Annotated in this window: 14 protein-coding genes and 1 tRNA gene; 11 read left to right on the forward strand and 4 right to left on the reverse strand. The window is 72.7% G+C overall.

Going from position 1 to position 19,274, the window contains the following annotated elements; genetic code table 11:
• Positions 1–200 precede the first annotated feature (200 nt).
• The 7 genes from lgt to QP089_RS48260 all read left to right on the forward strand — a co-directional run bounded on the left by lgt (position 201) and on the right by QP089_RS48260 (position 11,789).
• A complete protein-coding gene (lgt, locus tag QP089_RS48230) occupies positions 201–1,613 on the forward strand; it encodes a prolipoprotein diacylglyceryl transferase (protein ID WP_285921352.1) in 1,413 nt (470 codons plus the stop codon).
• Positions 1,614–1,623: 10 nt separating this feature from the next.
• Positions 1,624–2,361 carry a VIT1/CCC1 transporter family protein gene (locus QP089_RS48235; protein WP_285921353.1) on the forward strand — a complete coding sequence of 246 codons (738 nt, stop codon included), beginning with the start codon at positions 1,624–1,626 and terminating at the stop codon, positions 2,359–2,361.
• A gap of 81 nt (positions 2,362–2,442) precedes the next feature.
• Positions 2,443–3,243 (forward strand): hypothetical protein, encoded by an 801-nt coding sequence (locus tag QP089_RS48240; RefSeq protein WP_285921354.1) that lies wholly within the window; start codon positions 2,443–2,445, stop codon positions 3,241–3,243.
• Positions 3,244–3,468: 225 nt separating this feature from the next.
• Positions 3,469–4,767, forward strand: a complete 1,299-nt coding sequence (locus QP089_RS49145; RefSeq protein WP_285921355.1) for a chromosomal replication initiator protein DnaA — start codon at positions 3,469–3,471, stop codon at positions 4,765–4,767.
• A gap of 320 nt (positions 4,768–5,087) precedes the next feature.
• Positions 5,088–9,659: a glutamate synthase large subunit gene (gltB, locus tag QP089_RS48250; RefSeq protein ID WP_285921356.1), complete on the forward strand. Its 4,572-nt coding sequence runs from the start codon at positions 5,088–5,090 to the stop codon at positions 9,657–9,659.
• Between the two features lie 17 nt (positions 9,660–9,676).
• On the forward strand, positions 9,677–11,140 hold the full coding sequence (locus QP089_RS48255; protein ID WP_285921357.1) for a glutamate synthase subunit beta: 1,464 nt from the start codon (positions 9,677–9,679) through the stop codon (positions 11,138–11,140).
• A gap of 73 nt (positions 11,141–11,213) precedes the next feature.
• Positions 11,214–11,789 (forward strand): GNAT family N-acetyltransferase, encoded by a 576-nt coding sequence (locus tag QP089_RS48260; protein WP_285921358.1) that lies wholly within the window; start codon positions 11,214–11,216, stop codon positions 11,787–11,789.
• Positions 11,790–11,816: 27 nt separating this feature from the next.
• Here the strand turns inward: QP089_RS48260 and QP089_RS48265 are convergent, their stop codons facing one another.
• Complete coding sequence (locus QP089_RS48265) at positions 11,817–13,244, reverse strand: pyridoxal phosphate-dependent decarboxylase family protein (RefSeq protein ID WP_285921359.1); 1,428 nt, start codon at positions 13,242–13,244, stop codon at positions 11,817–11,819.
• 214 nt (positions 13,245–13,458) lie between these two features.
• On the opposite strand from QP089_RS48265, the gene QP089_RS48270 reads away from it, so the two are divergent.
• Complete coding sequence (locus QP089_RS48270; protein WP_285921360.1) at positions 13,459–14,319, forward strand: hypothetical protein; 861 nt, start codon at positions 13,459–13,461, stop codon at positions 14,317–14,319.
• Between the two features lies 1 nt (position 14,320).
• Here the strand turns inward: QP089_RS48270 and QP089_RS48275 are convergent, their stop codons facing one another.
• Positions 14,321–15,028, reverse strand: coding sequence for a helix-turn-helix transcriptional regulator (locus QP089_RS48275; protein WP_285921361.1), 708 nt, complete (start codon positions 15,026–15,028; stop codon positions 14,321–14,323).
• Positions 15,029–15,095: 67 nt separating this feature from the next.
• Between QP089_RS48275 and QP089_RS48280 the strand changes: the two genes are divergently transcribed.
• Together QP089_RS48280 and pyk are read left to right on the forward strand one after the other, a co-directional pair.
• Entirely contained in the window at positions 15,096–15,650 is a 555-nt protein-coding gene (locus QP089_RS48280) for a type 1 glutamine amidotransferase domain-containing protein (RefSeq protein WP_285921362.1), read from the forward strand.
• Between the two features lie 108 nt (positions 15,651–15,758).
• On the forward strand, positions 15,759–17,177 hold the full coding sequence (gene pyk, locus QP089_RS48285; RefSeq protein WP_285921363.1) for a pyruvate kinase: 1,419 nt from the start codon (positions 15,759–15,761) through the stop codon (positions 17,175–17,177).
• A 74-nt stretch (positions 17,178–17,251) separates the two neighbouring features.
• On the opposite strand, the gene QP089_RS48290 is transcribed toward pyk, so the two are convergent.
• Positions 17,252–18,031 carry a helix-turn-helix domain-containing protein gene (locus QP089_RS48290; RefSeq protein ID WP_285921364.1) on the reverse strand — a complete coding sequence of 260 codons (780 nt, stop codon included), beginning with the start codon at positions 18,029–18,031 and terminating at the stop codon, positions 17,252–17,254.
• Between the two features lie 341 nt (positions 18,032–18,372).
• Positions 18,373–18,445, reverse strand: a tRNA-Leu gene (locus QP089_RS48295).
• A gap of 97 nt (positions 18,446–18,542) precedes the next feature.
• Here QP089_RS48295 and QP089_RS48300 point away from each other — a divergent pair.
• A complete protein-coding gene (locus tag QP089_RS48300; protein WP_285921365.1) occupies positions 18,543–19,187 on the forward strand; it encodes an ANTAR domain-containing response regulator in 645 nt (214 codons plus the stop codon).
• Positions 19,188–19,274 lie beyond the last annotated feature (87 nt).

Here is a 19,274-nt window from a genome sequence, read left to right on the forward strand (position 1 = left end):
CGACGACGCCCTCGGCTCCCCGGACGGCCTGGAGAAGGCCGTCGCCAAGGCCGGCTCCGGCACCCCGCGGTCGGCGGGAACGCGCCCGTCGCAGGGCTGAGCCGCCCCCGGCCGGGACCGGTGTCCGTAGCGCGGCGATCGGCTGTCGGTGGCGCGGACGTTTCCGCCCCATGCCGCCGGAGGCGGTAACGTCAACGGTCATGCACCCGGTCGCCTTCATCCCGAGCCCGTCGCAGGGCGTCTGGCACCTCGGACCCATTCCGCTCCGTGCCTACGCGATCATGATCATTCTCGGTATCGTCGCCGCGGTCTGGGTCGGCGAGCGACGCTGGGCGGCCAAGGGCGGCAGCCCCGGCACGATCATCGACGTGGCCGTGTGGGCGGTGCCGTTCGGCCTGGTCGGCGGCCGCCTCTACCACGTGATCACCGACGCGCAGCGCTACTTCGGCAGCGACGGCGACCCGGTCCGCGCGCTGGAGATCTGGAAGGGCGGCCTCGGCATCTGGGGCGCCATCGCCCTCGGCGCCGTCGGCGCCTACATCGGCTGCCGCCGGCGCGGCATCTCGATCCTCGCGCTCGCCGACGCGTGCGCGCCCGGGATCGTCCTGGCGCAGGCGATCGGCCGCTGGGGCAACTACTGGAACCAGGAGCTGTACGGCAAGCCGCTGCACACCTTCTGGGCGCTGAAGATCGACCCGAGCCACCGGCCGACGCTCGGCGACGGCCCCGCCCTCGACCCCAAGTACGAGAACATCGGCACCTACCACCCGACGTTCCTGTACGAGTCGCTGTGGTGCATCGGCGTGGCGATCCTGATCATCTGGGCGGACCGCCGCTACAAGCTCACCCACGGCCGGGCGTTCGCGCTCTACGTCGCCGCCTACACCGTGGGGCGCGGCTGGATCGAGGCGCTGCGCATCGACGACGCGCACCACTTCCTCGGCCTGCGGCTGAACGACTACACCTCGATCGTGCTGTTCCTGGCCGCCGTCGGCTACCTGTACTGGGCGCGCGACAAGACGGGGCCGGAGGCCGTGGTCGGGCACGCGCCCGGCGCCACCGGGCCCGCCGGCGACGCCGCCGCCCCGGCCGTCGCCGCCGAGACGGAACCGGAGCCGGCGTCCGGCAAGGACGGGAAGGCCGACGAGTCCGACGCCGACCCCGAGACGCTCGCGTCCGGCCAGGACGAAGCCGACGAGGACGAAGCCGACCAGGACAAGGTCGGCCAGGCCGAGGCCGACAAGCCCGAGCAGGACCAGCCTGAGGACGAGGCCGAGCAGGACGAGGCCGCTGAGCCGGAGGAGGCCGCGAAGGCCGCGAAGGCCTCGGAGGCCTCGGAGGCTGCCGCGGACGAGCCCGCGGAGACGGCGGAGACGTCCGGAACCGAACCGGCCTCGGACGCGGCGGAGGAGCCCGCTGAGCGCCCGGACGCCGAGCCTGAGGAGCCCGCCGAGGAGCCGGCGGCCGAGAGCCCGGAATCCGCCACCAAGCCCGAGCTGGAACTGGAGCCCGAGCCGGAGCCGGCCGGCGCGAGCGTGCACAATGAGCCGGACGGTGCCGCCGACGCTGCCGAGCGGGTAGGGAAGGGTGAGCCCGTCAAGGACGGGAAGTAGGAACGGCACGATGACCGGTTCGGGGGAGATGACCGGGGAGAAGTCCGGCCAGGCACCGGAACTGCACCACCAGCACCGCGACGTCAGCGGGGGCTGGCTGCGTCCCGCGGTCTTCGGCGCGATGGACGGGCTGGTCTCCAACTTCGCGCTGATCGCGGGCATCGCGGGCGGCCAGCAGGGCTCGAAGGTGGTGCTGCTGGCGGGCCTGGCGGGGCTGGCCGCGGGGGCGTTCTCGATGGCGGCGGGGGAGTACATCTCGGTCGCCTCGCAGTCGGAGCTGGCGCTGGCCGAGATCGAGGTCGAGCGGCTGGAGCTGGCCCGCCATCCGGTGGCCGAGCAGCGCGAGCTGGCCGCGGTGTTCGAGGCCCGCGGGGTCGACGCGGAGACGGCCGCCGAGGTGGCGCGGCAGCTGTCGCGCGACCCCGAGGAGGCACTGGAGGTGCACTCCCGGGAGGAGCTCGGCGTCTCGCCGCGGGACCTGCCGTCGCCGCTGCTGGCGGCGGGGTCGTCGTTCCTGTCCTTCGCGGTGGGGGCGATGCTGCCGGTGCTGCCGTACCTGCTGGGCGCGGCCACGCTGTGGCCGGCGGCCGCAGTGGCGGCGCTGGGCCTGTTCGCGGCCGGGGCGCTGGTGTCGCGGGTGACGACGCGGGCGTGGTGGTTCGGCGGGGCGCGCCAGCTGCTGTTCGGCGCGGCGGCGGCCGGGATCACCTACGCCGTCGGCGCGCTCATCGGCACCAACGGCCTGTGACCGCCGGGGCCCGCGCAACAAATCCGGATGAATCGCCCTTTTGGGCGCGGCGGGTGCGGCCGGACCGCTAAGCTCCGGGGCGTGATCGAGGCGCGTGATACTGGTTCCCCCGCGGCCGGGCGCGACGGCGCAGGGCAGGACTTCTGGCCGGAGGACAAGCCCCGCCGGAACCTCCCGAACCCCAAGCTGCTGTACGGAGGCGCGGCCGCCGTGGTCGCCGTGGTCGTGATCGCGGTGGTGGCCGTGGTCGTCCTCGGCGGCGGGGGCGGCGACGGCGGCAAAGCCGCCGAGAAGGCGACGCCGACCGCCTACACGCCGGACTTCAGCGGCGACGGCTTCGGCAAGATCGCCCAGCGCACCGCCGACACCCGTGCGATCACGCAGGGGGAGGCGTTCTCGGCCGACGGCAAGACCCTCAAGCAGGGCAAGTACACGCTGACGCTCGCCGCCTCGGACCTGACCTCCGACTGCAAGAGCGCCAGCTGGGGCTCCCGGCTGCAGGCCGACCTCGCCAGGTACGGCTGCTCGCAGGTGGTGCGCAGCGCCTACGTGAGCCCCGACAAGAAGTACGTCGGCCAGTTCATGGTGGTGAACCTGGCGAGCCAGGAGGGCTCCGCGCAGGTGCTGCGGGACCTGGACAAGGCGACCGGCGCCGGATGGCTGACGCCGCTGCAGCCCAAGGGCGTCCCGTCGTTCGGGCCGGGGTTCACCGCCGCGTACGCCAGCGTCTACGGCCACTACGCCGTGGTGACGTGGGTGGAGCGGGCCGGCGGCGCCCGTCCCGACTCGCTCAACGAGATGATCGACGTCAGCCTCGTGGTCGAGAACGCCGGGGACTTCCTGTACCAGCGGCTCGACCTGGCCGGCAGCGGGGCGTCGTAGCGTGCGCCCCGGCGGAGAGCGCCTGACCGGCGGCCGTGCGCGCGGCGCGGCGGTCCGGCCGGACGCGGGCGCGCCACCGGCGCGCGGGCAGTAGTCTGCGCCGTCGTGGATCCCGAAGACCCCGGCCGCGGCAGCGGCCGCCCGAGGCGGGCCCCGGCGAGCCGTTCCGGCCGCCGGCAGGCCACCCCGCGCCGGACCCCGGGCCGCACGGGCGGACCCCGCCGGGTGGGAGCGCCGCGTGACGGCGCCGCCCGGCAGGAACGTTCCGGAGGGCGCCGCCGGGGCGAGCGTCCGGCGCCGCCGCCCGAGAGCGCACCGATCGATCCGCCTTCCTATGGCGGCGACCACGGGCCCGCGGGCTCCGCGCCGTCCGGCTACCCGGACCCGCCCTACACGGACCCGGCGTACACCGAGCCGCCCTACGCCGAGCCGCCCTACGCCGAGCCGCCCTACGCCGAGCCGCCCTACGCCGAGCCGCCCTACGCCGAGCCGCCCTACGCCGAGCCGCCCTACGCCGAGCCGCCCTACGCCGGGCCCGGCTACCCGGATCAGGACTTCTACCAGCAGGATCCGGCCTACGCGGACGCCCCCTACGAGGGCGAGGAGCCCCTAGACGCTCCGGTCGCGTCGCCCGCCGCCCGCAGGCCCGCACGGGCCAGGAAGCCCCGAGGGCGCGCCAAGACCGCCAAGACCGCGAAATCGGGTAAGGCGCGTGCGCCCGGCCAGCCGGACGGCCCCGTCCGCCGGAGCACGCCCGGGAGCGGCGGCCCCGGCGCGAAGCTGTACTTCGGTGCCGCCGCGGCGCTCGCCGTGCTGGTGGTGATCGGGCTGGTCGCCGCCGTGACGCTGGGCGGAGGCGGCGACGGCGACGGCGGCGGGAAGGGCGGTCCGGCCGGCGGCGCGACCCGCAAACCGGCGGGCTCCGCGGCGGGCAACGGGAACTCGCCCGATTCCTACTCCAGCTCGCCGTCGTCGTCGGCGTACGCGGCCATCGCGTCCCGCAAGACCGACGCCAAGCCGCTGACGGCGGGGGAGGCGTTCCCGTCGTCGGCCTCGAAGCTGTCCCCGGACGACGCGAACGTGCGGCTCACGCTGCGGGCCAAGAAGCTGGACGGCGACTGCACGGCCGCGGTCTGGGGGGCGTCGGTGGCCGCGGAACTGGCGCGCGGCGGCTGCACGCAGGCCGCCCGGGAGATCTACTCCGACACCCGGCACGGGTACGGGCTGGCCGTCGCGGTGTTCAACCTGGCGGGCTCGGCGGACGCCGACCGGTTCGTCGGCCTGCTGGACCGCACGCTCGGCGCCGGGTTCGTGCTGCCGCTGCCGGCCCAGGCGCCGCTGGACCGGTTCGGGCAGGGCTTCGGGATGGCGCGCGGCCTCGCGATGGGCCACTACGCGGTGGTGTCGTGGGCGCAGCGGCTGGACGGCACCGGCGACGAGTCGGACGAGACGCTGCTGTCGCTGCTGATCGAGGGCGGCAAGGCCCCGGCGGTGCTCGGCCGCGCGGCCGCCGCGTCCCACTGAGCGGGCCCCGGCGCCCGCCCGGCGGGCACTGGGATACCTGCGCGTGTTTCGACCGTGTTGCGGACTCCGCTCGGTAAACCTCACCGCCCGGTGATGATCCTCACCAGGTCACGGCGTTAGGCAACTTTGAGGACCCGGTAGCCTGGTCTAAACCACTCGGAGATGACACGCAGCCGATCGCCGCGGAGAAGTTTCGCGATCCGGTGCAGTCGGGCATGATCCCGGCAGTGATGTAATGTCATCTCACCGCAGCAGGGCCAACGTCGTCCCGGACTGCACTGACACGAAGCCAGTGACACACGACGACGACGGGAGGGTTGATGGCTGCTGCTGCCCTCACACCGGGCCGCCCCGGATCCCAGGGGCTGTACGACCCGGCGAACGAGCACGACGCGTGCGGCGTCGGCATGGTGGCCGACCTGCACGGCCGCAAGAGCCACGACATCGTCCAGAACGCCCTGACCGTCCTGAAGAACCTGGACCACCGCGGCGCGGTGGGCGCGGAGCCGGACGACGGCGACGGCGTCGGCATCCTCGTCCAGATCCCGGACGCGTTCTTCCGCGCGGAGTGCGGCTTCGCGCTGCCCGAGGCCGGCGCCTACGCGGCCGGCATCGCGTTCCTGCCCGCGGACGCCGAGGAGCGCGCCGCCGCGGTCGCGCACGTCGAGACCCTGTGCGCCGAGGAGCACCTGACGGTGCTCGGCTGGCGCGAGCTCCCGCACGACGCGAAGTTCACCGGCCCGGCCGCCCGCCGGGTCATGCCGCACTTCGCCCAGCTGTTCGTCGCGCCGGCCGCCGGCGGCCCGCACGAGGGCAAGACCGGCCTCGACCTGGACCGCGCCGTGTTCTGCATGCGCGAGCGCGCCGAGCAGGATGTCCGGGTCTACTTCCCGAGCCTGTCCAGCCGGACGATCGTCTACAAGGGGATGCTCACCACCCCGCAGCTGGAGCCGTTCTTCCCCGACCTGTCGGACCGCCGCTTCACCAGCGCGATCGCGCTGGTGCACTCGCGGTTCTCGACCAACACGTTCCCGGCGTGGGAGCTGGCGCACCCGTACCGGTTCATCGCGCACAACGGCGAGATCAACACCGTCCGCGGCAACCGGAACTGGATGCGGGCCCGCGAGGCGCTGCTGAAGTCCGACCTGATCCCCGGCGACATCTCCCGGATCTTCCCGGTGATCGACATCGAGGCGTCCGACACCGCCTCGTTCGACGAGTGCCTGGAGCTGCTGCACCTGGGCGGCCGGTCGCTGCCGCACGCGGTGCTGATGATGATCCCCGAGGCGTGGGAGAACCACGCCGAGATGGACGCCGACCGCCGCGCGTTCTACGAGTTCCACTCCACCCTGATGGAGGCGTGGGACGGCCCCGCCAGCGTCAGCTTCACCGACGGCACCGTCGTCGGCGCCGTGCTGGACCGCAACGGCCTGCGCCCCGGCCGCTACTGGGTGACCGGCGACGGCCTGGTCGTGCTGGCCAGCGAGGCCGGCGTGCTGGACATCCCCGCCGACAAGGTGGTGCGCAAGGGCCGCCTGCAGCCCGGCAAGATCTTCCTGGTCGACACCGAGGCCGGGCGGATCGTCGAGGACGACGAGGTCAAGGCGGAGCTGGCCGCCGAGCACCCGTACGCGCAGTGGCTGCACGAGGGCCTGGTCCGGTTCGAGGAGCTGCCGCAGCGCGAGCGGGAGATCCCGACGCACGACACCCTCGTCAAGCGGCAGCAGACGTTCGGGTACACCCTCGAGGAGCAGCGGATCATCCTCGGCCCGATGGCCAGGACCGGCGCCGAGCCGATCGGGTCGATGGGCACCGACACCCCGATCGCGGTGCTGTCGGAGCGTCCGCGGCTGCTGTTCGACTACTTCAAGCAGCTGTTCGCGCAGGTCACCAACCCGCCGCTGGACGCGATCCGCGAGGAGCTGGTCACCTCGCTGCAGTCCACGCTCGGCCCGGAGGGCAACCTGCTGGAGCCCGGCCCGGAGTCGTGCCGCCGGCTGGTGCTGCCCACCCCGATCCTGGACAACGACGAGCTCTCCAAGATCATCCACATCGACGACGAGGGGTCGCTGCCGCACCTGCAGGCGCACGTCGTGCACGGCCTGTACGACGTCGCCGGCGGCGGCGAGGCCCTGGAGGCCCGCCTGGAGGAGATCAACTCCGAGGTGAGCCGGGCCATCGAGGCCGGCGCGCGGATCATCGTGCTGTCGGACCGCGGCGCCGACTCCGCGCGCGCCGCGATCCCGTCGCTGCTGCTCACCGGCGCCGTCCACCACCACCTGATCCGGGAGAAGACCCGCACCAAGGTCGGCCTGGTGGTCGAGTCCGGCGAGGCCCGCGAGTGCCACCACATGGCGCTGCTCATCGGGTACGGCGCGTCCGCGATCAACCCGTACCTGGCGATCGAGACCGTCGAGGACATGGTCCGCGGCGGCGCGCTGCCGGGCGCCGAGGCGGGCGGGCCGGACGAGAAGCAGGCCGTCCGGAACCTGGTGAAGGCCTACGGCAAGGGCGTCTTGAAGGTCATGTCGAAGATGGGCGTGTCCACGGTCGCGTCCTACACCGGCGCGCAGATCTTCGAGGCGATCGGCCTCGGCGAGCGCGTGGTGTCGCGCTGCTTCACCGGCACCACCTCCCGGCTCGGCGGCGTCGGCTTCGACGTGCTGGCCCGCGAGGTCGCCGAGCGGCACGCCCGCGCCTACCCGCCGGGCGGCAACGAGGCCGCGCACCGCACGCTGGAGATCGGCGGCGAGTACCAGTGGCGCCGCGAGGGCGAGCCGCACCTGTTCAACCCGGACACGGTGTTCAAGCTGCAGCACGCCACCCGCACCCGCCGCTACGAGATCTTCAAGGAGTACACCTCCAAGGTCGACGCGCAGGCGCAGAAGCTGATGACGCTGCGCGGGCTGTTCCGGCTGAAGGAGGGCGCGCGGCCGCCGGTGCCGATCGAGGAGGTCGAGCCGGTATCGGAGATCGTCAAGCGGTTCTCCACCGGCGCGATGTCCTACGGCTCCATCTCCGCGGAGGCGCACGAGACCCTCGCGATCGCGATGAACCGGCTCGGCGGCAAGTCCAACACCGGCGAGGGCGGCGAGGACCCGGTCCGCTTCACCCCGGACGCGAGCGGCGACCTGCGCCGCAGCGCGATCAAGCAGGTCGCGTCCGGCCGGTTCGGCGTGACCTCGGAGTACCTCACCAACGCCGACGACATCCAGATCAAGATGGCGCAGGGCGCCAAGCCCGGCGAGGGCGGGCAGCTGCCCGGCCACAAGGTGTACCCGTGGATCGCCAAGACCCGGCACTCCACGCCCGGCGTCGGCCTCATCTCGCCGCCGCCGCACCACGACATCTACTCGATCGAGGACCTCGCGCAGCTGATCCACGACCTGAAGAACGCCAACCCGGCGGCTCGGGTGCACGTGAAGCTGGTGTCCGAGGTCGGGGTCGGCACGGTCGCGGCCGGGGTGTCGAAGGCGCACGCCGACGTGGTGCTGATCTCCGGGCACGACGGCGGCACCGGCGCGTCCCCGCTCACCTCGCTCAAGCACGCGGGCGCGCCCTGGGAGCTCGGCCTGGCCGAGACCCAGCAGACGCTGCTGCTGAACGGGCTGCGCGACCGGATCGTCGTGCAGACCGACGGGCAGATGAAGACCGGCCGGGACGTGGTCGTCGCGGCGCTGCTCGGCGCCGAGGAGTACGGCTTCGCGACCGCGCCGCTGGTGGTGTCGGGCTGCATCATGATGCGGGTCTGCCACCTGGACACCTGCCCGGTCGGCGTCGCCACCCAGAACCCGGTGCTGCGCGAGCGGTTCTCCGGCAAGCCGGAGTTCGTGGTGAACTTCTTCGAGTTCATCGCCGAGGAGGTCCGCGAGTACCTCGCCGCGCTCGGGTTCCGGTCGCTGGAGGAGGCGATCGGGCACGTCGAGATGATCGACGCGCACGAGGCCGTCGAGCACTGGAAGGCGTCCGGGCTGGACCTGGCGCCGGTGCTGCACGCCCCCGAGACCCCGTACGGGGACGCGCCGCGCTGCGTCGCCGCGCAGGACCACGGGCTGGAGAAGGCGCTCGACAACACCCTCATCCAGCTCGCCGAGGGCGCCCTCGCCTACGGCGACAAGGTCACCCTCGACCTGCCGATCCGCAACGTCAACCGCACCGTCGGCACCATGCTGGGCCACGAGGTGACCAAGAAGTGGGGCGGCGCCGGGCTGCCCGACGACACCGTCGACGTCACCTTCACCGGCTCGGCCGGCAACTCCTTCGGTGCGTTCGTCCCGCGCGGCATCACGCTGCGGCTGGTCGGCGACGCCAACGACTACGTCGGCAAGGGCCTGTCCGGCGGGCGCCTGACGCTGCGTCCCCCGGCGGAGGCCGCGTTCGCCGCCGAGGAGCAGATCATCGGCGGCAACGTGATCCTGTACGGCGCCACCTCGGGCGAGCTGTTCGCCCGCGGCGTCGTCGGGGAGCGGTTCTGCGTCCGCAACTCCGGCGCCACCGCCGTCGTCGAGGGCGTCGGCGACCACGCCTGCGAGTACATGACCGGCGGCCGCGCCGTCATCCTCGGCCGCACCGGACGCAACATCGCGGCCGGAATGTCCGGCGGCATCGCCTACGTCCTGGACCTGGTGCACGACCGCGTCAACCGCGAGATGGTCGACCTGGAACCGCTGGACGAGGGCGACGAGGCGTTCGTCAGGGAGCTGGTCGAACGGCACCTCGCCGAGACCGGCTCGGCGGTCGCCGAGCGGCTGCTGGCGGACTGGACCGCCGCCGCGGCCCGCTTCACCAAGATCATGCCGCGTGACTACCGGCGCGTCCTGGAGGCGATGGCCGAGGCCGAGGCGCAGGGACGCGACGTCGACGAGGCCGTCATGGCCGCGGCACAGGGCTGAGAGAGGGGGATTCCCACATGGCTGACCCGAAGGGTTTCCTGACCGTCCAGCGGGAGCTCCCGAAGCGCCGCCCCGTGGACGTCCGGATCAGGAGCTGGTCGGAGGTCTACGAGGACTTCGGCGCCGACCGGCTGGAGAAGCAGGCGAGCCGCTGCATGGACTGCGGCATCCCGTTCTGCCACCAGGGCTGCCCGCTCGGCAACCTCATCCCCGAGTGGAACGACCTCGTCTACCGCAAGGACTGGCACGAGGCGATCGAGCGGCTGCACGCCACCAACAACTTCCCGGAGTTCACCGGGAGGCTGTGCCCCGCCCCGTGCGAGAGCGCCTGCGTCCTCGGCATCAACCAGGACCCGGTCGCCATCAAGCGGGTCGAGGTCGAGATCATCGACCGGGCGTTCGCCGAGGGCTGGGTGCGGCCGCAGCCGCCCGCGGTGAAGACCGGCAAGAAGGTCGCGGTGGTCGGCTCCGGCCCGTCCGGGCTCGCCGCCGCCCAGCAGCTCACCCGCGCCGGCCACGACGTCACCGTGTACGAGCGCGCCGACCGCATCGGCGGGCTGCTGCGCTACGGCATCCCCGAGTTCAAGATGGAGAAGCGGCACCTCGACCGGCGCCTCGCCCAGATGCGCGCCGAGGGCACCGTCTTCAAGACCTCGGTGAACGTCGGCGTCGACATCACCGCCGACGAGCTGCGCGAGCGCTACGACGCGGTGGTGCTGGCAGGCGGCGCCACCGTCTGGCGCGACCTGCCCATCCCCGGACGCGAGCTCAAGGGCGTCCACCAGGCGATGGAGTACCTGCCGCCGTCCAACAAGGTGCAGGAGGGCGACCTCGAGAAGTCCCCGATCGACGCCGCGGGCAAGCACGTCGTCGTGATCGGCGGCGGCGACACCGGCGCCGACTGCATCGGCACCGCGATCCGGCAGGGCGCCGCGTCGGTGACCCAGCTGGAGATCATGCCGCGGCCGCCGGAGGAGCGCACCGGCGCCCAGCCGTGGCCGACCTACCCGATGCTGTTCAAGATGGAGAGCGCCCACGAGGAGCTCGCCGACCTGGGCGGCGACCGGCTGTACGCGGTGTCCACCACGGAGTTCGTCGGCGACGCGGACGGCAACGTCCAGGCGCTGCGGATCGTCGAGGTCGGCGGCCCCGACACCGGCTTCGCGCCGGTCGAGGGCACCGAGCGCGAGATCCCCGCGCAGCTGGTCACCCTCGCGATGGGCTTCCTCGGCCCGCAGCGCGAGGGCCTGCTGGAGCAGCTCGGCGTGGAGCTGGACCAGCGCGGCAACGTCGTCCGCGACCGCGACTACAGGACCTCCGTGGACGGGGTCTACGCGGCCGGCGACATGGGCCGCGGCCAGTCCCTGATCGTCTGGGCGATCGCCGAGGGACGCGCCGCCGCGCACGGGGTGGACGCCCACCTCACCGGCCACTCCGCCCTGCCCTACCCGATTCCGCCCACGGCGCGACCGATAGCCTGATCCGCGAACATTCGCCCGCCGTGCCTCCGGTGTCCGCCGGAGGCGCGGCGGCTTCGCGCGTACGGGGGTTCCCATGCCGACCCGGCAGATCGAGGTCACCGACTGGCACCTGGAGCAGCTCGGCCCCGCCGACCTGCGCCCCGCGCGGACGCCCGACGTCCCCGTCGGCGTCGTCCGCGCGGAACTGCCCAGCCCCGAGCTGAGCCGGTACCTCTACACCGCGGTCGGCGGCGACCACTACTGGACCGACCGGCTGGCCTGGACCTACGACCAGTGGCTCAACTGGCTGACGCGGCCCGGCGTGGAGACCTGGGTCGCGCACGTCCGCGGCACCCCCGCCGGCTACGCCGAGCTCGACCCGCAGCCCGACGGCATCGTCGAGATCAGCTGTTTCGGGCTGCTGCCCGCCTTCACCGGCCAGGGCATCGGCGGCCACCTGCTCACCGTCGGCACCGCCCGCGCCTGGGACCTCGCCACCCGCTGGGACGACCGCAAGCCGACCCGCCGCGTCCGGCTGACCACCAGCTCCAACGACGCCCCCGCCGCGCTGAAGAACTACCAGGCCCGCGGCTTCCGGGTCTACGACGTCACCGTCGCGACCGCCACCGTCGGCCACACCCCGCCCGGCCCCTGGCCCGGCGCCCGCTGACCCCGGTCCACCCCGGCCCACCCCGGTCTACGGCGTCAGGTCCGCCGCCAGTTCCCGCAGCACCTCCACCAGGTGCTCCACGTCCGCGTTCGTCGTCCGCCAGTTCAACGGCGCCGGACGGAACACCGTCATGCCCCGGTACGTGCTGGTGCCCGCGTACACCCGGCCGTCCTGCAGCAGCGCCTCACCGAGCCGCGCGTTCAGGCCGTCCAGCCGGTCCTCGGGGACGCCCGGCGGACGGTACCGGAAGCACACCACGCACAACCGCACCGGCGCCAGCAACTCCAGATCCGGCGCCTCCTCCACCAGCCTCCCCAGGTGGGCCGCGACATCGAGATGCCGCTCCACCATCGCCCGGTACCCCTCCCGCCCGTACGCCGCCAGCGTCGCCCAGATCGGCAGCGCCCGCGCCCGCCGCGACGACTCCGGACCCAGCATGTTGTAGTTGACCCGCTCGCCGTCCTCGCCCGGCAGGTACGCCGCGCCCCACGCCCCGAACGCCCGGCTCAGCATCTCCGGGTCGCGGACGAAGGAGAACCCGCTCTCGTACGGCACGTTCAGCCACTTGTGGCCGTCCGCCGTCACCGAATCCGCCCGCTCCACACCCCGCGCCAGATGCGCCGACCGCGGCGACAGCGCCGAGAACAGCCCGAACGCCCCGTCCACGTGCAGCCACGCCCCGTGCCGCTCCGCCAGATCCGCCAGCTCGGCGATCGGGTCGGAGTCGCCGGTGTTCACCTCCCCGAGGTTCGCCACGATCACCGCCGGGCCGCCCGCCTCCGCCAGCGCCGCGTCCATCGCCGCCAGATCCACCCGCCCCGCATCATCGCGCGCGAACACCCGCAGCGTGTCCCGCCCGCAGCCGAGGATCTGCAGCGCCTTGCGGGTGCTGACGTGCACCAGCCCGCTGCTGAACACCGGCATCACTGGAAGCCCCGCCAGACCCCGCGACGCCACGTCCACGCCGTGCCGCTCCGCCCACCAGTGCCGCGCGCACGCCAGCCCCGTCACATGCGCCAGCGTCGCGCTCGGCGTCAGCACCCCGCCGAACGACGCCGGCAACCCGAACAGCTCCCTCAGCCACCGCAGCACCACCGTCTCCGCCCGCGCCGCCAGCGGCGAGGCCAGCCACAACCCGGCCGCCTGGTCCAGCAGCGACGCCGTCCAGTCGCCCGCCATCGCCGCCGGCGTCGACCCGCCCACCACGAAGTGGAAGAACCGCGGACCCGACGAGTGCGTCGCCGCCCGCGTCCCCACCCGCACCAGCCGCCCGACCGCCGCCACCGAACCCGCGCCCCGCTCCGGCAGCGGCCCGTCCAGCTCGTCCAGCAGCGCGTCCATCGCCCGGTCGTGCACCGGACGCTCCCGCAGCCCGCCCAGATACGGCCCCGCCGCCTCCGCGACCAGCCCCAGCGCGTCGGCCGCGATGTCAGTTTCGTCCAGAGGATCGCTCATGACACCAGCAGACCACGGAACCGTCCCGCCGATCATGCCGGACGGCCCGCCGCCCCGGCCGATACCCCTTGTGATCAGCGGACCGGTCCGCTACCGTCCCGCCAGACCCGCACGCGGGACACCAGGGGCCCGGTCACCCACCGCTGGGGTGGCCGGGCCCGCCGCGTCCGATTCCTGCAAGACCCCCGCACCGGGCGCCCCTACGGTGAGCCGCATGAGAACGCTGCACGCCACCGACCTCGCCCGCGCCTGGGAGTTCATGCGGCTCAACGCCCGCCTCATCGACCGCCACCGCTTCGCCCTCCACTTCCGCGGCGCGCCCGCCGCACCCGTCATCGCCGCCCTCGCCGCCTACGAGAACCCCGACGGCGGCTACGGCCACGCCCTCGAACCCGACCTGCGCGGCGAGGCCAGCCAGCCCGTCCCCGCCCAGCACGCCCTCGACGTCCTCCACCAGGCCGGCGCCGACGACCACCCCGCCGTCGACCGCATCGCCGGCCACCTCGCCGCCGTCACCGCGCCCGACGGGGGAGTGCCGTTCGTGCTGCCCGCCGTCCACGACGCCCCCCACGCCCCCTGGTGGACCACCGCCGACGACCCGCCCGGCGCCATCAACCCCACCGCCGCCCTCGCCGGCCTGCTCCACCGCGCCCGATCCCGCCACCCCTGGCTCGACACCGCCACCGCCTTCTGCTGGAAACACCTCGAGAACCCGGACGCCGACCTCGGCCCCTACGACGTCCTCGCCATCCTCACCTTCCTCGACCACGTCCCCGACCGTGCCCGCGCCGAAGCCGCCTTCACCCGCCTGCGCGCCACCCTGACCGACCACGCCCGCAGCGACCACCACGGCGCCCTCGACTTCGCCCCCGCACCCGGCGGACACGGACACCGCCTCTTCGACGCCCGCGCCCTCGACGACGCACTCGACGCCCTCATCGACGCCCGGTACGACGACGGCGGCTGGGACGTCGACTTCCTCATCTGGACGCCCGTCACCCGCCCCGAATGGCGCGGATTCGTCACCGTCGAACGCCTCAGGACACTGCGCGCCTACGGCCGCCTCAAGCCCTGACTCACATCAGCGCCCGCACCGGCTCGCCCGCCAGCGCCCGCACCTCGTTCGCGAAATGCGCCTGATCGGCGAAGCCCGCCGCGAACGCCACGTCCGACAACGCCATCCCCGACCGCGCCAACGCCAGCGCCCGCTGGAACCGCAGCACCCGCTGCAGCACCTTCGGCCCGTACCCGAACGCCGCCAGCGACCGCCGCCGCAGTTGCCGCTCACCGAGGCCCAGCGTGTCCGCCACGTCCCGCACCGACCCGTCCGCCAGCCCCGCCACCACCGCCGGCACCAGCGGATCCACCGGCTCCATCCGCGCCGCCCGCGCCCGCAGCGCCGCCACCAGCACCTCCCGCCGCGCGTCCAACGACTCCGCAGCCGCCACCGCGTCGGCCAGCTCGTCCGCCGCACCGCCCCACAGATCCCGCAGCGGCGTCCGCGCGTCCCGCAACGCGTCCGCCGGCACGCCCAGCACCGGCGGCGCCGCCCCCGGCCCGAACCGCACCGCCGCCATCACCGTCCCCGGACGCAGCGCCGCCGGCATCGGGCCCGTGTCCGGGCCCGCCACCTGCACCCCGTCCGCCGACCAGATCACGTCCACGCACCCGTCCGGCACCACCCGCTGCACGAACGGCTCCGCGCCCGCGGGCAGCCCCGCCGTCCACGAGCAGACCAGCCCCGCCCCGCGCTCGGGGACCTCGCGATAGCCCGTCGGGTTCATCCTTCCTGCATACCATCCGCCCGGACGGGCAGGGGACGGCAAAGAACCGAAAGGGAGGTAACCCCACATGGCCACCGATCTTCAAGGCAAGACCATCGCCTTCCTCTGCGCCCCCGAAGGCACCGAGCAGGTCGAGCTCACCGAGCCCTGGAAGGCCGTCGAGCAGGCCGGCGGCACCCCGCGCCTGGTCTCCACCCAGTCCGGCCGCCTCCAGGCCTTCAACCACCTCGACAAGGCCGACACCTTCGCCGTCGACACCACCGTCGACGTCTCCGACCACACCGAGTTCGACGGCCTCGTCCTGCCCGGCGGCGTCGCCAACCCCGACTTCCTGCGCACCCAGCCCAAGGCCGTCGCCTTCACCCGGGCGTTCTTCGACGCCGGCAAGCCCGTCGCCGTCATCTGCCACGGCCCGTGGACGCTCATCGAGGCCGACGTCGTCCGGGGCCGCACCCTGACCTCCTGGCCCAGCGTCCAGACCGACCTGCGCAACGCCGGAGCCACCTGGGTCGACGAGGAGGTCAAGGTCTGCGAGGGCGGCCCCAACGTGCTCGTCAGCAGCCGCAAGCCCGACGACCTCAAGGCCTTCTGCCAGGCCGCCGTCGAGGCCTTCAAACGGTGACCGGCCACATATGGTCTAGACCTCTGACCTAGACCATTCGGTGAACCTTGGGCGACCGCATCCTGCACGAATATCCGTACCAGCGGGTAACTAAGTACGGTTGTGGACGTGACCCGTCGAGCGAAGATAGTCAGCACCATCGGTCCCGCCTGCTCGAGCACGGAGCAGATCAACGCCCTCGTCGAGGCCGGCGTCGACGTCGCCCGGCTCAACATGAGCCACGGCGAGCACGCCGTCCACGAGGAGGTCTACCACCGGATCAGGGCGGCCGCCGACGCCACCGGACGCGGCGTCGGCATCCTCGCGGACCTCCAGGGCCCCAAGATCCGCATCGGGCGGTTCCCCGACGGCCCCGTCCGCCTCACGCTCGGCGACGAGTTCACCATCACCACCGAGGACGTCCCCGGCACCCGCCGCGAGGTCTCCACCACCTACCAGGGCCTGCCGGGCGACGTCGGCCCCGGCGACAGCGTCCTCATCGACGACGGCCGCGTCGCCCTCGAGGTCACCGCCGTCGACGGCCCCCGCGTCACCACCGTCGTCAAGGTCGGCGGCATGGTCTCCGACAACAAGGGCCTCAACCTGCCCGGCGTCCCCGTCAGCGTCCCCGCCCTCACCGAGAAGGACGAGACCGACCTGCGCTGGGCCCTGCGCCTCGGCGTCGACCTCGTCGCCCTCTCCTTCGTCCGCACCCCCGCCGACGCCGACATCTGCTACCAGATCATGGAGGAGGAGGGCGTCCGCGTCCCCCTCATCGGCAAGATCGAGAAGCCCCAGGCCGTCGAGCTCCTCCCCGAGATCGTCGCCGCCTTCGACGGCATCATGGTCGCCCGCGGCGACCTCGGCGTCGAGCTCCCCCTCGAGCAGGTCCCGATGGTCCAGAAGCGCGCCATCGAACTGTGCCGCGAGAAGGCCCGCCCGGTCATCGTCGCCACCCAGATGCTCGAATCCATGATCTCCGCGCCCCGCCCCACCCGCGCCGAGACCTCCGACGTCGCCAACGCCGTCTTCGAGGGCGCCGACGCCGTCATGCTCTCCGGCGAGACCAGCGTCGGCCAGTACCCCATCGAGTCCGTCCGCACCATGAGCCGCATCGTGGAGACCGCCGAGCAGGCCACCCTGCACGCCACCCACACCCTGCAGCGCATGCCCGAGACCGTCGGCGGCGCCATCGCCCGCGCCGCCGCCGAGGTCGGCGCCATCGTCGGCGCCGAGGCCCTCGCCGCCTTCACCATGTCCGGCGAGACCGCCCGCCGCCTGTCGCGCTACCGCTCGCCCATCCCGCTGCTGGCCTTCACCTCGGTGCCCGCCGTCCGCGGCCGCCTCGCCCACGTCTGGGGCGTCGAGACCTTCATCGTCCCCCAGGTCGACCACACCGACGCGATGTTCCGCCAGGTCGAGCAGGCCCTCCTCGAGCTCGGCCGCTGCCAGAAGGGCGACAGGGTCGTCGTCGTCGCCGGCTCGCCCCCCGGCACCGCCGGCTCCACCAACGCCCTCCAGGTCCTCAACATCGGCGAGAACCACTGACCTCCGCCGCCCGCCGGTGACGCCGATCACCGGCGGGTCTCATTTGGACGACGCTACGGACACCACGTCAACCCTCAGTACTTAGCCCCCACGAACCCATCCAGGCGCGCCACCGCCTCCCGCCTGGCGACCGAGATGTTCTTCGCATTCATCTGCGTCCAGGCGACCCCGAGGCGATCGAGCGCATCGGTGAAAAGCCGCTGGATGTCGAGCGAGACGTTGGTGAAGTTGTAGCGCGGATACTCGTACCACCGGTCCTCGTCCTTGAGGCGTCTGCGCACCCGGTTCATGCTCCGGCAGCCGTCCGAGTGGATCAGGCCCCGGACGAACTCCTCGGTATACTGATCCACGATCTCCCGCTGCCACCCGGCCAGCTCGATCTTCCTCTCGTGCTTGCGCCCCGGCCCATGCTGCGGGAACAGGCACGGCCAGTGTTTGGAGTACGAACCGACCATCGTGCAGCCGATCCTCTGGCGGCGTCCGACGCGGGAGCCGGGCAATACGGCGCTCACCGCCTCGGCGGCGGCGTCGATGAGACCGGGCCAGGCATCAGCGCAGGCGATCTCAAGCCTGTAGACGCCTTTGGCCTGCCGGGCGATATGGCCATCGCCCAGATAAAGACCGAGCAGGTAGGCGTATTGCCGCTCGTCCAATGGCCAATCAGAACACCGAGGGCAGCCGCGCCTGGACTGATTGCCTCCCGGGCGGTCCGGGTGGAGTTCGGGACGCCGGCTCCCGTAGCGCCACTTGCGGATGGCGCCGACGGAGACACCGCAGGCGCGAGCCACGGCGTGATCTGTCAGGCCCTGCTGTTTCAGCCGCCAGGCTTGTCGGACGATCGCTTCGTCGTGCATGGCGGCACCGTCGCATCCGCCACTGACAGTTTCGAGTCGGCTTCGCACGGTGATCTTTGAGTGTGCGTGGGCTGCTGCACGACTTGAGCTGCCAGTGTGAGCGAGCCTGCGCGTGATCGAGTCGTTGAGCGGAAGGACGCTGGATGCTAGCGGGGCGCATTCGGGACGAGCCTGCATGAATGTCGCCGTGCCGTGCACCTAGTCATAGGGCCGCTCGGTGGCCTGGCGTGCGGCGAGCTGCCACAGCCGAGCCGTCTCTTGGGCGAGGCTCGCAGGCGCCCTAGGGGCGGCCAGGAGTGGCATCGCTTCGAGTGATGTCAGGCCGGCCGTTATCGAAAAAGTGCCCCGAGTGGGATTCGAACCCACACTTGATGTGGTTTGAGCACATTCCCTCTGCCATTGGGGTATCGGGGCATTTGTCCTGATAAACCGGACATATTTTGTGAGATGGCTCCCCAGGAGGCCTGGGGGAGGGGTGACAAGGACCAGGGTAGCGGGTTTCGGTAGGCTCGTGCGCGTGGAGAGCGCTCGGCGAGTTGTGATCGCGGAAGACGAGGCACTGATCCGGCTGGACCTGAAGGAGATGCTGGAGGAGGACGGGTACGAGGTCGTGGGCGAGGCCGGGGACGGGGAGACCGCCGTCCGGCTGGCCGGCGAGCTGAAGCCGGACCTGGTGATCCTGGACGTGAAGATGCCCGTCCTGGACGGTATCTCGGCGGCCGAGCGGATCTCGGCGGACCGCATCGCGCCCGTCGTGATCCTGACGGCGTTCTCCCAGCGCGAGCTCGTCCAGCGGGCGACGGAGGCGGGCGCGATGGCCTACCTCGTCAAGCCGTTCGCCAAGACGGACCTGACGCCCGCCATCGAGATGGCGGTGAGCCGGTACACCGAGCTGCGGGCGCTGGAGGCGGAGGTCGCCGGGCTGCAGGACCGGCTGGAGACCCGCAAGGTGGTGGACCGGGCCAAGGGGCTGCTGCAGGAGGCGAACGGCTGGTCCGAGCCCGAGGCGTTCCGGTGGATCCAGAAGACCTCGATGGACCGCAGGCTCACCATGCGCGCGGTGGCGGAGGCCGTGGTGGCGGGCGCCACCGGCGGCGCCGTCGGCGGTGCGGCCGGTGATGCCTCCGGTGGTGGGGGCGAGTCCCCGGCGGGCTGACTTCCTGCCCTGTCATCCGGCGCGTTGTCAAGATCCAATGCGCCCGCCCCGGACCGGGCCTGACCGGCACGCTCCGTAATCATCCCT

The sequence above is a fragment of the Actinomadura opuntiae genome (assembly GCF_030283205.1).
GTDB lineage: Bacteria > Actinomycetota > Actinomycetes > Streptosporangiales > Streptosporangiaceae > Spirillospora.

Bases quoted from the DNA above. Each gene is read 5' to 3' on its own strand.
- lgt (WP_285921352.1), top strand. From the start codon at position 201: ATGCACCCGGTCGCCTTCATCCCGAGCCCGTCGCAGGGCGTCTGGCAC.
- QP089_RS48235 (WP_285921353.1), top strand. From the start codon at position 1,624: ATGACCGGTTCGGGGGAGATGACCGGGGAGAAGTCCGGCCAGGCACCG.
- gltB (WP_285921356.1), top strand. From the start codon at position 5,088: ATGGCTGCTGCTGCCCTCACACCGGGCCGCCCCGGATCCCAGGGGCTG.
- QP089_RS48255 (WP_285921357.1), top strand. From the start codon at position 9,677: ATGGCTGACCCGAAGGGTTTCCTGACCGTCCAGCGGGAGCTCCCGAAG.
- QP089_RS48260 (WP_285921358.1), top strand. From the start codon at position 11,214: ATGCCGACCCGGCAGATCGAGGTCACCGACTGGCACCTGGAGCAGCTC.
- QP089_RS48265 (WP_285921359.1), bottom strand. From the start codon at position 13,244: ATGAGCGATCCTCTGGACGAAACTGACATCGCGGCCGACGCGCTGGGG.
- QP089_RS48270 (WP_285921360.1), top strand. From the start codon at position 13,459: ATGAGAACGCTGCACGCCACCGACCTCGCCCGCGCCTGGGAGTTCATG.
- QP089_RS48275 (WP_285921361.1), bottom strand. From the start codon at position 15,028: ATGAACCCGACGGGCTATCGCGAGGTCCCCGAGCGCGGGGCGGGGCTG.
- QP089_RS48280 (WP_285921362.1), top strand. From the start codon at position 15,096: ATGGCCACCGATCTTCAAGGCAAGACCATCGCCTTCCTCTGCGCCCCC.
- QP089_RS48290 (WP_285921364.1), bottom strand. From the start codon at position 18,031: ATGCACGACGAAGCGATCGTCCGACAAGCCTGGCGGCTGAAACAGCAG.